The sequence below is a fragment of the Duganella callida genome (assembly GCF_004614165.1).
In the GTDB taxonomy this organism is placed as follows: domain Bacteria; phylum Pseudomonadota; class Gammaproteobacteria; order Burkholderiales; family Burkholderiaceae_D; genus Rugamonas; species Rugamonas callida.
On the sequence record NZ_SPVG01000225.1, the window covers coordinates 1 to 14,162 of the forward strand.

Here is a 14,162-nt window from a genome sequence, read left to right on the forward strand (position 1 = left end):
GCCCCATGCCGGCCGCGCCCGCGCGCACCGCCCCTCCCGCACCGCGCGCCAAGCGCGTCCGGTCCGCCTCCCCCACCCCGCGACTGCCAACCTTGCACGCCTGCCCGCCCGCGGGCGGGTGCCGTCATCGCCTTATGTGATCCGCTTAACCGCCAGCAACAAAATTCCGCAGCGCATGCAGCGCTATGCGGGCTGGACCGCATAGTGCCGCCGGCCGGCAGATGACAATCCGCATCAAGCGCGACAGCAATGCCGCACACCGATCAACCCATCCGGATCCGTCATGAGCGCCGACCGCATACCTACTGGAATACCTGAACTGGACGCCGTGCTGCGCGGCGGCCTGATGCACAACCGCATCCATCTGCTGGAAGGCCGTCCCGGCACCGGCAAGACCACCATCGGACTGCGCTTCCTGATCGGCGACCATGTCGACGACGCGCGCCGCCTGTACATCTCGCTGTCCGAATCGGAAGAAGAACTGCACGCCGCCGCCGCCAGCCACGGCTGGTCGCTGGAGGGGGTGCGGCTGTTCGTGCCCGATCTGTTCAGTCCCCACGAATACGGCGAACAAACCATCATGCTGCCCAGCGACGCCGAACTGTCACGCCTGGTCGGCACCATCGCCGCCGAGGTGGAGCGGCAGCGGGCGACGCTGGTGGTGATCGATTCGATGGCGGAAATCCGCCTGCTGGCCCACAGCAGCGCCAGCTACCGGCGCCAGGTGATCACCCTGCGCGAACGCCTGACGCGCGCCGGCGCCACCGTGCTGATCCTGGACGACCTGACCGCGGTGGAACATGAATACGAGCTGCAAAGCGCGGTCCACGGCGTGATCACGCTGGAGCAAAAGGACCGCGCCTATGGCTCGGCGCGGCGGCTGCTCAAGGTGGTCAAACTGCGCGGCGGCGATTACCAGAGCGGCTGGCACGATTTCGCCATCGAGCGCGACGAAATCCTGGTGTTTCCCAGCCTGATCGCGGAAGAACACCACCGCGCCTACACGCCGCGCGCGCTGGCCAGCGGCGTGGCCGGGCTGGACGATCTGATGGGCGGCGGCCTGCTCAGCGGCACCTCGACCATGGTGATCGGGCCGTCGGGCGTGGGCAAGACCACGCTGGCGCTGCAATACGCGCTGGCCGCCGTGCGCGCCGGCGACCGCGCCGCCTATTTCGTGCTGGATGAAGCGGAAATCACCTTGAAGTCGCGCATGATCGACCGCTTCGGCATCGACCACGCCACGCAGGCGCCGCAGGGACTGTTCATCAGCCGCATCAATCCGTCGCGGATCTCGGCCGGCGCCTTCGTCTGGCGGGTGCGGCGGCGGGTGGAAGACGACGACGTGCGCATCGTCATCATCGACAGCATCAATTCCTATCTCGACCTGGTGCGCGAGGAACGCACGCTGCTGATGCAAATGAACGAACTGTTTTCGTATCTGGCCAACATGGGCGTGATCGCGGTGGTGGTCGGCGCCCACTCGCACAGCCTGGACACGTCGCGCGAGCCCGATGCGCTGTCGATCATCACCGACAATGTCATCGCGCTGAATTTCAACCAGCAGGGCGGCCTGCGCAACAAGCATATCTCGGTGCTGAAGAAACGCCACAGCGCGCACAGCCACGAGGTGCGCGAGTTCATGCTGAATGAGGAAGGCTTCTCGATCGGCCAGCCCATCAGCGCCGCGGCGGCCAGCCTGCCGGCCGCGCCGGGTGCGTGAGATGCATGCCGTGATCTATGCGCCGCTGGGCCGCGACGCCCAGGTGCTCAGCGCCAGCCTGGCGGCGGTGCACATCGATTCGGTCGTGTGTCACTGCGCCGAACAATTCTGCGCCGCGCTCGATGAAACGGCGCTGATGGCCATCGCCTCCGAGGAAGCCCTGATGCGCTGCTCGGCCCGGCGGCTGGGCGAACAGCTGGCGCGCCAGCCGCTCTGGTCCAACCTGCCGGTGATCGCCATCGCCGACGCCGACGCACTGATACCGGGCGGTCCCGATGCGATCCTGGAACAGCTGGGCAACGTCACCCTGCTGACACGTCCGCTGCGCCACGAAGTCCTGATGCTGGCGGTGCTGTCGGCGCAGCGCACCCGCACACTGCAGCGGCAGGTGCGCGACCAGCTGGCCCAGATGAATGAGCATGCCGCCGAACTGGAGCGGCGGGTCGATCAGCGCACGGCCGCGCTGTCGCGCGAAATCCGCGAACGGCGGCAGATCGAGCTGTCGCTGTCCGAGGCGCGCCGGCTGGAATCGCTGGGACGGCTGACCGGCGGCGTGGCGCACGACTTCAACAATTTGCTGCAGGTGATTTCGTCGGCGTCGAACCTGATGCGCCTGCAGCTGAAGGACAACCCGGCCCTGCTCAAAAGCGTGGACAGCATCGCGCGCGCCACCGGCCAGGGCGCGCAACTGACGCAACAGCTGCTGACCTTCGCGCGGCGCCAGCCGATGCAGATAGCCGACGTCCGCCTCGACCAGTGCCTGCCGGACATCGCGCAACTGCTGCGGCACTCGCTGAGCAAGCAGATCGCGCTGACCATCGACATGCCCGACACGCCGTGGCCGGTCAGCACCGACCTGGCGCAGCTGGAAATGGCGCTGCTGAACCTGGTGGTGAATGCGCGCGACGCCATGCCCGACGGCGGCACGGTGACGCTGGCGATCCGCAACGTCACGCTGCCCTCGTCCCAGCTGCGCGAACTGCAGGGGCTGAGCGGCGACTTCGTGCAGCTGGCGGTGCGCGACCAGGGCACGGGCATGCCGCAAGCCGTGGCCCAGCAGGCGTTCGAACCGTTCTTCACCACCAAGCCGCTGGGCAAGGGCACCGGCCTGGGGCTGTCGCAGGTCTACGGCTATGCCCAGCAAAGCAAGGGCGCGGCGTTTCTGCGCACCTCGGCCGACGGCACCACGGTGTTCATCCTGCTGCCGCGCGGCGCGGCGGCCAGCCTGGCCGCGCCGGCCGCGCTGCCGGCCGCGTCCAGCGACGGCTTCGCCGGCATGCGCGTGTTGTGCGTCGAGGACGATCACCACGTGGCGGAAGTCGCGGTCGACATGTGGGCCAGTCTGGGCTGCATCGTCTGCTGCGCGTTCGATGCCGACCAGGCCATGGCCTCCGACTTCGCGCGCATCGATATGGTCTTTTCCGACGTGAAGATGCCGGGCACGCTGGACGGCGTGGAAATGGCCAGCCGGCTGCGAAAAGGCCACCCGGCGCTGCCCATCGTGCTGGCCAGCGGCTTTCTCGGCGATCCCGGGCGGCTCGACGGCCTGGGCGTGGAATTCGTGCGCAAGCCGTACAGCACCGACACCGTCATCGCGGCGGCCGGCACGGCGATCGCCAGGACGCGCAACGCGCCGGCGCGCTGAGCGGACGCAAAAAAGCCGCCCCACCGGGCGGCGCAAGGGGTCTGCCAACTGTTATCAGCCGCGGTTCTGGCGGCGGCGCGCCACAGCGCCCAGCAGCGCCAGGCCGCCGAACATCATGGCATAGGTTTCCGGTTCCGGCACCGACGACACCAGCGAGAGCGCATAGCTGCCGCCCATCATGCCGTCGGCGTTACCGGTGATCATGATGTGGTAGGCGCCCGCCATGCTCAGCGGCAGGTCATGGGTCATGTTGTCGCCGGCGTAGGTGGCCCACAACTGGCCGCCATCCATCGCCGTCCCGCTGTACACCGAATACATCAGATTGGAGACATTGAACACGGTGGTGTTGCCGAGGGTGAGCGTGAGCGCATTCGCCGAGCTGCCGAGGCTGCCCGAGGGAATGGTGAAATCGATGGTGTCGGTAAAGGTGCCCATGTCATGCACGAACATGTGGCCGTAAGGATTGGCCGCATCCGACGTGATCATGCCTGCATTGAGTTGAATATCGTTTGCGGAAGCGAAGCCTCCGGCCAGCGCCAGCATAGCTGCAGCAGCAATTTTTATAGCTTTCATCATCATCCCTTTTCAATGAAACAGCGCGTAGATTGAATATCCCAAATGGGATGTCTGATACTACCCAGTGTCATTTCCGGGATCGGCCGCGTTCGATACGCATTGGAAAGGATTTGAAGAATACAACGCAATTTAACTATTCTTATGCGGAATTAACATATGGCTGGCAGCGCTACCCGCGGCTCGAACGCATACCCGGCACGATCGACCGTCTGCAGACGATGTATGCGGTGACGCCGATGGCCAGCACGAGTCCCGCGCCAAACTCGGTGGTCAGGTAGCGGGACGCGCCGGCATTGGCGGTCAGCGGATCGCAAATCGCCTGGATGAACAGATTATGGCTGGCGTGCAGGAAAACGCTGGGCCACAGGCTGCCGCTGCGCAGCCGCAGCCATCCCGTTGATCCTGAGCGTGTCGGCCACCAAGGAAAACACGCAGACCCGGGCCAGGAATATCCAGATCTGCCGCTGCGGATAGACCGGCCTCGCGCGCTCCACGGGTGAAGTCTTCATGCGCGCCTGGCGCGCACGCTGAGCAACAGCGCCGACAGCAGGAAATAGAAGGCGCCGAAGCCGGCGTAGCCGGTGATGGTGGCGATCGACGGCATGGCCGGCATGCGCGCCTGCGCGATGAAGAACGCCCCGGCCAGCGCCGACTGTGCGCCGCTGAGTATCATGGTCCACTGGGCGCCGCTGGTCCGCCAGCGGCGTACCCCCGTGCCCAGCTGGAACAGGCCGGACAGAATGGCCCAGGCGCCAAAGATCGCCAGGACCCGATGCATGTCCGACAGGCTCAGCGCAACGGCCGCCGTCACGATCAGGCTGGCGATGACGTTACCGGCCTGGGTGCGGTTGCGCGCCAGGCCGCCGCTGCGGGCGGCATCGGCGAAATTGGCAACGGCATCCCACAGCGGATACAGCACCAGCAGCACGGCCGCGACGCCCCAGGCGTCCTTGGCCACGGTGGACGCGGCGGCGACCCAGGCGATGGCGAAGGCGGCCCGGGCATAGTAGTACTGCTTCAGCCACTGTTCGGCGGGGCGTTGCTCCGATGCGGCGGGTTTGCTGACCATGATATTCCTTTCATTTACCTATTAGTTGGTAGGTTTAAGACGTAAAAAAATTGCCCAGCTTCACACAACAGCGGTCAGGCGCGCCATCATGGGATCCATAACAGCGGCAAACGCGCCGGCATTGCCGAATGCCCTTGCCGACAACATGGCGCCGTGCACGGTGGCCATGAATGCTTCGGCTTCGACATGGGGCGTTTCCCGTAGCCGGAGCACACCTTCCCGCGCGCCGCGCTCGAACAGCGACGTCAGCCAGTCCGACAGAAAGCGGAAATACGCGCGAATCTCGAGCGCCACTTCTTCCGGCAACACCGGCAGTTCGACGGCCAGCAGCGCACAGACGCAGAACGGCGCGCTGGCGTCTTCGATGCAACGCTTCCAGTATCCGACATAGGCCTGCAACTGGTCCTGCGGCCCGGGCAGCGCGTGTGCCATGTTCGCGGCGCCCTCCTCGGCCGCAGCGCGATAGCGGCTGACGAGCGTCTTCACCAGGTCCACCTTGCTGGGGAAATGGTGATGGATGCTGGGCTTGCGCACCCCGACCACCTCGGCAATATCGGCATAGCTGAAGCCGTTATAGCCGCCGGCAACGATCAGGGACTGGGCACAGGCGAGAATCTCGTCCGCGGTCGAGGAAAGCTTGTTCATGGCATTATTCTACCTTCTAGTAGGTTTGGCAGTCAAGCTCCGGCGGAAACAGCTGCCGGAGGATCTGGCAAGTCTGCGGCCGCACCATGCGTGAGGCGATATAGCAGGGGCAATACCAGCAAGGTCAGCGCCGTCGATGACAGGATGCCGCCGATCACCACCGTCGCCAATGGCCGCTGCACCTCGGCGCCGGTGCCGGTCGCCAGCGCCATCGGCACGAAGCCGAGCGACGCCACCAGCGCGGTCATCAACACCGGCCGCAAACGGGTGAGTGCGCCGGTGGTCACCGCCTGGTCCAGACTCATGCCCGCCTCGCGCAGCGAACGGACACAGGCGATCATCACCAGCCCGTTGAGGACCGCCACGCCGGAGAGCGCGATAAAGCCCACGGCGGCCGGGATCGACAGCGGAATGCCGCGCAGCGACAGCGCCAGAATGCCACCGGTCAGGGCGAAGGGGATGCCGGTGAATACCAGCAGACCATCCTTGACGTTGTTGAACATGACGAACAACAGCGTGAAGACCAGGAACAACGCCAGAGGAACGACGATTTGCAGGCGCCGGGTCGCCGACTGCAGCTGCTCGAACGTGCCGCCCCAGGTCGTCCAGTAGCCGGGCGGAATGCGCACGCTGCCGGCGATCGCCGCCTCGGCCTCGGACACGAAGCTGCCGATATCGCGGCCGTTCACGTTGGCGCCGATTACGATGCGGCGCTTGCCGTTTTCGCGGCTGATCTGGTTCGGCCCCGGAGCCAACTCCAGCGTAGCCACTTCGCTCAGCGGAATGAACGAGGTCGCGGCAGTCCCTTTGTTCGGCAGCGAGATCGGCAGGCGGCGCAGTGCCGCCAGATCGCTGCGCAGATTTTCCGGCAACCGCACCAGGATGGCGAAGCGGCGGTCGCCCTCGAACATGATGCCGGCTTCCCGGCCGCCGGTGGCGATCGCCAGCGCCTCCTGCACCTCGCCGATGTTCAGGCCGTAGCGCGCGGTCTTCTCGCGATCGATCTGCACGGTCAGCATCGGCAAGCCGCCGGTTTGCTCCACCTTCACTTCGCTGGCGCCGGGGATGCGCTGCAACACGTCGGCGATCTTCCCGCCGGTGTCGGCCAGCACCTCCATATCGTCCCCGTACACCTTGACGGCGACATCGCTGCGCACGCCGGAAATCAGCTCGTTGAAACGCAACTGGATGGGCTGCGAAAATTCATAGGCGTTGCCGACATACTTCTCAGCTTCTTCCCTGATGTCAGCCACCAGCTGGCTGCGGGTCTTCTTCGGCGCCGGCCATGCCGATTCGGGCTTCAACATGATGTAACCGTCCGAAATATTGGGCGGCATCGGGTCGGAGGCGATCTCCGCCGTACCCGTCCGCGCGAACACCCGGTCGATCTCGGGGAATCTGGCTTTGAGGCCGGCCTCCAGTTTTTTCTGCATGTCCAGCGACTGGCTCAGGCTGGTGCCAGGAATGCGCACCGCCTGGATCGAGATATCGCCTTCGTTGAGGTTGGGCACGAACTCGCTGCCCATGCGGCTGGCCAGCAGGCCGCACAGGACGATCATGACGACGGCGCCGGTCAGCACCGGCGTGGCATGGTCCATCACCTTGGCCAGCAGCGGCGCGTAGGCCTTCCTGGCCATCGCCATCAGGCGGTTTTCCTTCTGCGCCACACGCTGGCCGATGAACAGGGCGACGGCCGCCGGAATGAAGGTCATGGACAGTATCATCGCACCCAGCAGCGCGGCCACCACCGCGAACGCCATCGGGTGAAACATCTTGCCTTCCACCCCGGCGAGGGCAAAGATCGGCAGGTACACCACCATGATGATCAGCTGACCGAACAGCAGCGGCCGGCGCGCTTCCTGGGCCGCGGTGTAGACTTCGTGGAAGCGCTCGCGCAGGCTCAGTTCGCGCTTGAGCTGCTCCTGCGCGTGCGCCAGACGACGCACGCAGTTCTCGACGATCACCACGGCGCCATCGATGATGATACCGAAGTCCAGCGCCCCCAGGCTCATCAGGTTGGCGCTGACCTGGTACGTCACCATGCCGGTGAAGGTGAACAGCATCGCCAGCGGAATCACCATCGCCGTGATCAGCGCGGCGCGAATATTGCCCAGGAAGACAAACAGGATGACGATCACCAGGATCGCGCCTTCCAGCAGGTTCTTCTTCACGGTAGCGACGGCCTTATCGACCAGGACGGTACGGTCGTACACCGGCACCGCCCTGACGCCGGCCGGCAGCGAGCGGTTGACGGCTTCCATGCGTCTGGCGACGGCCTGCGACACCACCCGGCTGTTTTCGCCGATCAGCATGAACACCGTGCCCAGCACCACCTCGCGGCCGTTCTCGGTGGCGGCGCCGGTGCGCAGTTCGCGGCCGATGGCCACCTCCGCCACGTCGCGCACGCGTATCGGCACGCCCTGAACGTTGTTGAGGATGGTATTGCGGATGTCATCCAGCGTGCGGACCTGGCCCGGCGCGCGGATCAGGAATTGCTCGCCCTTGCGCTCGATGTAGCCGGCGCCGACGTTATTGTTGTTGCGGTCGATCGCGTCCACCACGTCCTTGAGCATCAGGCCATAGGCACTGAGTTTCGCCGGGTCGGGCGTGATGTGGTACTCCTTGGCGTAACCGCCAATCGAATTGATCTCGGTGACGCCTTCCACCTGGCGCAGCTGCGGCTTGATGATCCAGTCCTGGATCTCGCGCAGGTCGGTCGGGGTGTATGGCGTGCCGTCCGGCTTCTTCGCGTTCGGTTCGCTTTCCACGGTCCACAGGTAGATCTCGCCCAGACCGGTCGAGATCGGCCCCATCATCGGCGCCACGCCTTGCGGCAGATTTTCCCTGGCTTCCTGGATACGCTGGTTGACCAGCTGGCGCGCGAAATAAATGTCGGTGCCGTCCTTGAAGATCACCGTCACTTGCGACAGGCCGTAGCGCGACAGCGAACGCGTCTGCTCCAGATTCGGCAGACCGGCCATCACCGTCTCGATCGGGAAGGTGACACGCTGCTCGACTTCCAGCGGCGAATAGCCATTGGCGCTGGTGTTGATCTGCACCTGCACGTTGGTGATGTCAGGCACGGCGTCGATCGGAAGTTTCTGGTAGCTGTAGACGCCGATGGCGGCCATGGCGAACACGGCCAGCATGACGAGCCAGCGGTGGCCGATGGCAGATTGAATTATTCGTTCAAACATGGTCGTTTCCTTGTCAGTCTTCGTGTCCGGCGCTGCCTTTGTCCTGCTCGGCTTTCACCACGAAGCTGCCGCCGGCGGCGTACTCGGTGCCCGCCTCCAGGCCCGCGACGATTTCCACCAGCTTGCCGTCGTTATTGCCGGTCTTGACCGGCTGCGCCTTGAAGCCCTTGTCCACTCTGACGTACACGACGGATTTGCCAGCGACCGTTTGCACGGCATCGGCGGCGACGGCGACGGCAACCTGCCTTTCACCACGGATCAGCGCGGCGTTCACGAACAGGCCCGGGCGCCACGCCATGTCGGGATTCGCAATCACCACGCGCGCCTTGGCGGTACGGGTTTGTTCACCCAACAGGTTGCCGACATAACTGACCTTGCCGGTGGTGGAGGTGTCGCTGGCGGCGGAGGTGATCCTGACCGTTGCGCCGACGCGTACCGCGTCGAGGTCCCTGGGCGTGACCACCAGCTCCACCCAGACGCTGCTCAGATCGGACAGCAGGAACACGTTGGCGTCTTCCTTGACGGCCTCCCCTTGCGCGATATGCTTTTCCAGAATCTCGCCGCTGAAGGGCGCGCGCAGCACGTAGCGATTGAGCGCGCCGTCGGCCTCGCCCGCCCCTAGCGCCGACAGCTTGGAGCGTGCCGTCTGCGCCTCGATTTCCGCCTCGCGCAGCGCGGTCTGGGCTTGCAGGTAGTCCTGTTCCGCCGAGATCTTGTCTTCCCACAGCTTTTTCTCGCGCTGGAACGTCAGCTGGGCCAGGCCCAGCCGCTTTTGCGCCGCCAGCGAGGCGCTGCGCAGATCCGCCAACGCCGGGCTGGAGATCACGGCAAGCACCTGGCCTTTGCGGACGCTCTGGCCGAGGTCGGCCGATACCGTTTCCGCCACGCCGGGCGTGCGCGGCACGATGTGGGCTGTCAGGTCTTCATTGAAGCGCACCTCGCCCGGCAACTGGATCACATTGCCGATGCTGGCGCCCTGCGCCTTGGCGAGACTGATGCCCGCGGTCTGGATCTGGCTGGCGTTCATCAGAATCACGCCTGCTTGCTCCGCGTGGGCGCCCTCTTCCTGCTCCGCGGCCGCTCCGGCCCGCGGTGCTGGCGCGACGCCAACGCCGTCCTTTTTCCAGAACAGGATCGCCGCGCCCAGCGCGACGCCGATCAGCACGATCGCCAATGCGGATTTCAGGGATTTTTTATCGGTATTGAACTTCATTGTGCATTCCTGTCGGTCGGTGGAGTGCCAACGTCGCCTTCCACGGCGACAAAGCGCCGCAAATCGGCAAGCGAGCGATAGCGCGCGGAGAGTGCGCCGAGGTATTGGGCGCGGCTCTGGAACAGCGTGCGTTGCGCATCCAGCACGTCGATGAAGCCGAACTTGCCCAGCTCGAAGCCGGTGACGGCGGCGTTGAAGGCGCTTTGCGCCGCGGGCAGGATTTCCTTGCGCATGCTGTCGATCTGCTCCTGCGCGACCATGGCGCGCTGGTGCGCATCGGCCAGCGCCTGCGCCGCCTTGAGGTACTCGCGTTCGGCGTCGGTCCTGGCCTTGTCGACGCGGCGCAGCGCGGACAGCAGACTGCCCTGGTTGCGGTTGAACAGGGGCAGCGGCACAGCCACGCCCACCACCGTCTGCGTGACGTTGGCCAGGCTGTCTTTCTTCCGGCCCAGCGTGACTGTCAGGTCGGGAACGCGGTCGGCTTTCGCCAGATTGACCTGCGCTTCCTCGCGTTCGATCTGCGCACGTGCGCGCCGCATCTGTGGCGAGGACGCCAGGCGGGTTTGCAGCTCCGTCAGCGACGGGATGGCAGCGAGGTCGATGTCCGGAACGAGCAGGGGCCTGTTCTCCGGCTGGGTACCGCCCCAGTAGGCCGCCAGGCGGCGCCTGGCCAGCGCGGCATCCGCCAGCGCCTGCGACAATTCCAGGCGCGCGCCGGCCTCCGCCACGCTGGAACGGGTCTGCTCCAACGGCGATATCTTGCCGGCGGCGACCCGTCGGCCGGCCGCATTGGTGGCCTTGCCGGCCAGGCTCAGGGATTCCCGGGCCAGTGCGACGTGCTCCTGGGCCGTCAGCGCCTCCAGGTATGCCGCCGTGACATTGGCGCGCAACTCGGCCGCGGTGACGGCTACGTCGCCGCGCGCCAGGGCCTGGTCCCGGTCCGCCAGCCGGATGCGCGCATCGCGCTTGCCGCCGAGCTCAATCGGCTGACTCAATTGATACGTGTCCGTGCGGCCGCTGTTCGAGGACGTGCCTTCGCGCAGCAGCGACAGTTCCGGATTGGGGCGCAGGCCCGCCTGAACGCGAGCGCCCGCGGCGATTGCCACGTCCTGGGCGACGGAGCGCAGTTCGGGACTGGCGAACAGGGCCATGACGATGGCTTGCTCCAGCGTTAAAGGTGTGGAAGTGGTATCGGCCGCACGGGCGCCGGAGGGGATAAGTTGCGCCAACAGGACAACCGCTCCCAGAACAAAATGTCGGGATTGCATGGATAGCTCCGAAAATGAAAGACGAAGGAATCCGGCGGCGTGCGGCAAGCTGCGCCCGCATTCAGGCGTCAGTCACACAACTATCGAAGGGAAAGAATACAACCGCCGGCGTTATGCGGCGGCTGCCCACTGAGGGCGCTCCGGAGGGGCGGTGTAATGCGAGAAGAGGAAGATTTCGGTGGACACGGGGGCAGCTTCGGCAGTCCGCACAGGCGGGATGCCTTCAAAGCTGTCGATCGACAAGGTGCCATGGGCGCACGAAGCACAGTGCGTATGCGCCGAGGTCTGCTTGGCGTCCGCGGGTTTTTCTTTCAACACCGAAGCGATGTCATCCGAAGCATTGGTATCGGGATGGTGGCCCCAATGATCGGCGGCACGGCCCGTCTCATGCGTGCAATAGGCCGCCACCACGCTCCAGCTGAACTGCAGCGCGATTAGGGTAATCAGCAGGATGAGGGTGCGACGGACCATGGCGCCGAGTGTACCACGATGACTGCCACGCCGAACATGGCTGCGGCGCCCACCGTCCGCCGACGCCTCCCGCGATCACGCTATGCGTCGCCCCAAACACGGTATATGCCGTCGTTGCTTCCGTCATTACAGTACCGGTATTGTTTTTTGCCCCCAAGACGGAGAACCAGCATGGAAAACGAACCAGGCCTATCGATCCTGTCGCTGTTCGATCAGCTGATCGAAATGATCAAGCAGCGCTCCCCCACCCGCTCCGACGGCAAACCGCTCGATACCCGCGTCTACTCGCAACTGGTATTGGGCATGCCGGTCGTCAAGGCCGACTATGGTGGCGCCTGGTCGCCCATAGGCGGCACCTCGCTGCAAGCAACCTTCCCCAACGGCAAGCCAGGCACGCTCGATCCGGCGCCCGTGCCCGGTGCGCCGGCGCCCGCCGCGTCCCTGCCGCCCGGCGTCACCACCGAAATGAAGCTATCCATGCAGGCGGCCTACAAGGTGGCCGCGCTGTCGCGCATGATGCTGAAGGTGACCAAGGATGACGCGTATAGCGAATACCCCACCGGCCGTCATCTGGATTTCGCCTACAACAATATGCTGACATCGATGCGGCCGGATGCCGAAACGCTGGTGGACGCGGAGGGCAAGGCCCGGCTGGACGCGGCGCAAAAGCTGCTCTACCAGCTGGACGCCGAAGGCCGCAAGCTCGGCAACACTCCGTTGTACGACGCCTACCTGAAGAATGCCCGTGCGCTGGGGCTTGCCAACGCGGCGTTCAATACTGCCTTCAACGCCGCGCGCCGCGATCCCATCCTGTTTGAATCCTGGCCGCAGGATTCGGGGGTGTATATCGACGCGGTCAAGCAGGCGCAGAATGATCTCAACCTCGGCGGCGCGGTCGAGGTGGAAGCGGCGCTGGACGCGGTCGCCGCGATCGGCCGGCCCTACCAGGCCTCCGCCATCCACCAGGCCATCGACGAATTCTCGGCGTGGGATCTCGGGCTGGCCGGCGTGCCGACCAAGATACCGTATTCCTACATCGTGCCCGCCAACTGGTGCAATCCGGACGACGACGAAGGCGTGGAACGGATCAAGGTCAACCGCAGCAGCTACAGCAGCTACAGCGGCACCACATCGACCTCCGCGAGCCAGAGCGCGTGGCAGCGCCACGCATCGAGCGCTTCCGGCGGCGGCGGCTTTTCGCTGGGCTTCATGGCGTTCGGCGGCTCGCACAGCACCACCAGCACCAGCGCCGGCTGGCAGGACTCGACCGCATCGACCTTCCACAACATCTTTGGCAATACCGCCACCAACCTCAGCATCGACCTCGAGTTCATGCTGTGCACCATCCAGCGGCCATGGCTGACCAGCGACCTGTTCGCCATGCAGGGATGGCGCGCGGTCGGCATCAAGGCCAACGGCATCAGCGACGGCACGATCGACGGCCAGGTCGACAGCCAGGACAAGCTGATCCCCATGATTCCCCAGCAATTCCTGGTCGTGCGCAATGTCCCATCAGCACCGAGACCTGGGGGGCCGACGGCGATATCCTGAACAGCTTTTACGGCGCCGGCGCGGCCGCCGAGAGCTCGGACACGGCGTCGACCGGCGGCGCGGTCGGCGTCTGCCTGGGCTTCCTCAACTTCGGCGGCAGCGCCCGCTTCAGCAGCGCCAACTCGGCCGCCTCGTCCTCGCGCTGGGACGCGGCCTCGTCGGCCAGCCATTTCGGCACCACCTTCGAGAACAATACCCTGACCATCCACGGCGCCCAGATCGTCGCTTTCCTCAGCGACATCGTGCCGGCCTGCCCGCTCAAGGACGGTTGAGATGCCGACCCTGGACGACGCGCTCGCGGCGGTGCAGGACGCGGTCCTGCAACGGCTCGGCGGCAACGATGCGCAGCTTGCCTTTGCGTTCGAATTCGGCACGCCGATTCCGCAACCGAGCCTGAGCGGGCCGGACGGCGCCGCCTCGCCGGCCCGCGCGACCGAACTGATCTCGCTGCTGGCCGACACCGTACCGGACCTCGGCAGCGGCTTCTTCCGGCGCTCCGGACGCACGGTCAGCGGCCAATACCAGTTGCTGGCCGAAAGCGCGCGGGCGGTGCCGTCCGCGCCGGCCGACACCTTTGCCACCATCAAGGCCGGCGCGCTGCGCCGCCTGGACGCGACGCTGGGCTCGGTCGAAGGCGCCGGCAGCTTCCTGCCGGTCGGCGCCACCCCGTCCACCTGGTACGACGCCCATGTCAGCGAGGGCTGGCAGCACGTGCATGTCCAGAGCGAACAGCGGGAGGCGCCGGCGGCGCGCGCACGCTTCGGCGCCGCCCTGCAGCAGTGGCGCTCGCCGGCCAGCGCCCTGACG

The 14,162-nt window shown here is 65.7% G+C and carries 13 protein-coding genes; 4 read left to right on the forward strand and 9 right to left on the reverse strand.

Annotation, left to right across the window (positions count from 1 at the left end; genetic code table 11):
• Positions 1-283 precede the first annotated feature (283 nt).
• Both E4L98_RS22515 and E4L98_RS22520 read left to right on the forward strand, forming a co-directional pair.
• Complete coding sequence (locus tag E4L98_RS22515) at positions 284-1,720, forward strand: ATPase domain-containing protein (RefSeq protein WP_135203780.1); 1,437 nt, start codon at positions 284-286, stop codon at positions 1,718-1,720.
• Position 1,721: 1 nt separating this feature from the next.
• Positions 1,722-3,365 carry an ATP-binding protein gene (locus tag E4L98_RS22520; RefSeq protein ID WP_167761417.1) on the forward strand — a complete coding sequence of 548 codons (1,644 nt, stop codon included), beginning with the start codon at positions 1,722-1,724 and terminating at the stop codon, positions 3,363-3,365.
• Positions 3,366-3,419: 54 nt separating this feature from the next.
• On the opposite strand, the gene E4L98_RS22525 is transcribed toward E4L98_RS22520, so the two are convergent.
• The 8 genes from E4L98_RS22525 to E4L98_RS22555 form a co-directional block, all read right to left on the reverse strand.
• A complete protein-coding gene (locus tag E4L98_RS22525) occupies positions 3,420-3,944 on the reverse strand; it encodes an FxDxF family PEP-CTERM protein (RefSeq protein ID WP_135203782.1) in 525 nt (174 codons plus the stop codon).
• Positions 3,945-4,273: 329 nt separating this feature from the next.
• Positions 4,274-4,450: a hypothetical protein gene (locus E4L98_RS30150; RefSeq protein ID WP_167761419.1), complete on the reverse strand. Its 177-nt coding sequence runs from the start codon at positions 4,448-4,450 to the stop codon at positions 4,274-4,276.
• Positions 4,447-5,010 (reverse strand): DUF308 domain-containing protein, encoded by a 564-nt coding sequence (locus E4L98_RS22530; protein ID WP_135203783.1) that lies wholly within the window; start codon positions 5,008-5,010, stop codon positions 4,447-4,449. The genes E4L98_RS30150 and E4L98_RS22530 overlap by 4 nt, the downstream gene beginning before the upstream one ends.
• A 60-nt stretch (positions 5,011-5,070) precedes the next feature.
• Positions 5,071-5,655: a TetR/AcrR family transcriptional regulator gene (locus E4L98_RS22535; protein ID WP_135203784.1), complete on the reverse strand. Its 585-nt coding sequence runs from the start codon at positions 5,653-5,655 to the stop codon at positions 5,071-5,073.
• Positions 5,656-5,687: 32 nt separating this feature from the next.
• Entirely contained in the window at positions 5,688-8,852 is a 3,165-nt protein-coding gene (locus E4L98_RS22540) for a CusA/CzcA family heavy metal efflux RND transporter (RefSeq protein WP_135203785.1), read from the reverse strand.
• 13 nt (positions 8,853-8,865) lie between these two features.
• Positions 8,866-10,065 carry an efflux RND transporter periplasmic adaptor subunit gene (locus E4L98_RS22545; RefSeq protein ID WP_135203786.1) on the reverse strand — a complete coding sequence of 400 codons (1,200 nt, stop codon included), beginning with the start codon at positions 10,063-10,065 and terminating at the stop codon, positions 8,866-8,868.
• A complete protein-coding gene (locus tag E4L98_RS22550; protein WP_229257516.1) occupies positions 10,062-11,294 on the reverse strand; it encodes a TolC family protein in 1,233 nt (410 codons plus the stop codon). Before E4L98_RS22550 ends, E4L98_RS22545 begins: the two co-directional genes overlap by 4 nt.
• A gap of 150 nt (positions 11,295-11,444) precedes the next feature.
• On the reverse strand, positions 11,445-11,804 hold the full coding sequence (locus E4L98_RS22555; protein ID WP_135203788.1) for a hypothetical protein: 360 nt from the start codon (positions 11,802-11,804) through the stop codon (positions 11,445-11,447).
• Positions 11,805-11,975: 171 nt separating this feature from the next.
• Between E4L98_RS22555 and E4L98_RS22560 the strand changes: the two genes are divergently transcribed.
• Positions 11,976-13,355 carry a hypothetical protein gene (locus tag E4L98_RS22560; protein ID WP_135203789.1) on the forward strand — a complete coding sequence of 460 codons (1,380 nt, stop codon included), beginning with the start codon at positions 11,976-11,978 and terminating at the stop codon, positions 13,353-13,355.
• A gap of 7 nt (positions 13,356-13,362) precedes the next feature.
• Here the strand turns inward: E4L98_RS22560 and E4L98_RS22565 are convergent, their stop codons facing one another.
• On the reverse strand, positions 13,363-13,596 hold the full coding sequence (locus E4L98_RS22565) for a hypothetical protein (protein ID WP_135203790.1): 234 nt from the start codon (positions 13,594-13,596) through the stop codon (positions 13,363-13,365).
• Between the two features lie 32 nt (positions 13,597-13,628).
• Here E4L98_RS22565 and E4L98_RS22570 point away from each other — a divergent pair.
• The coding region (locus E4L98_RS22570; RefSeq protein WP_135203791.1) for a hypothetical protein at positions 13,629-14,162 on the forward strand (534 nt) is incomplete at its 3' end.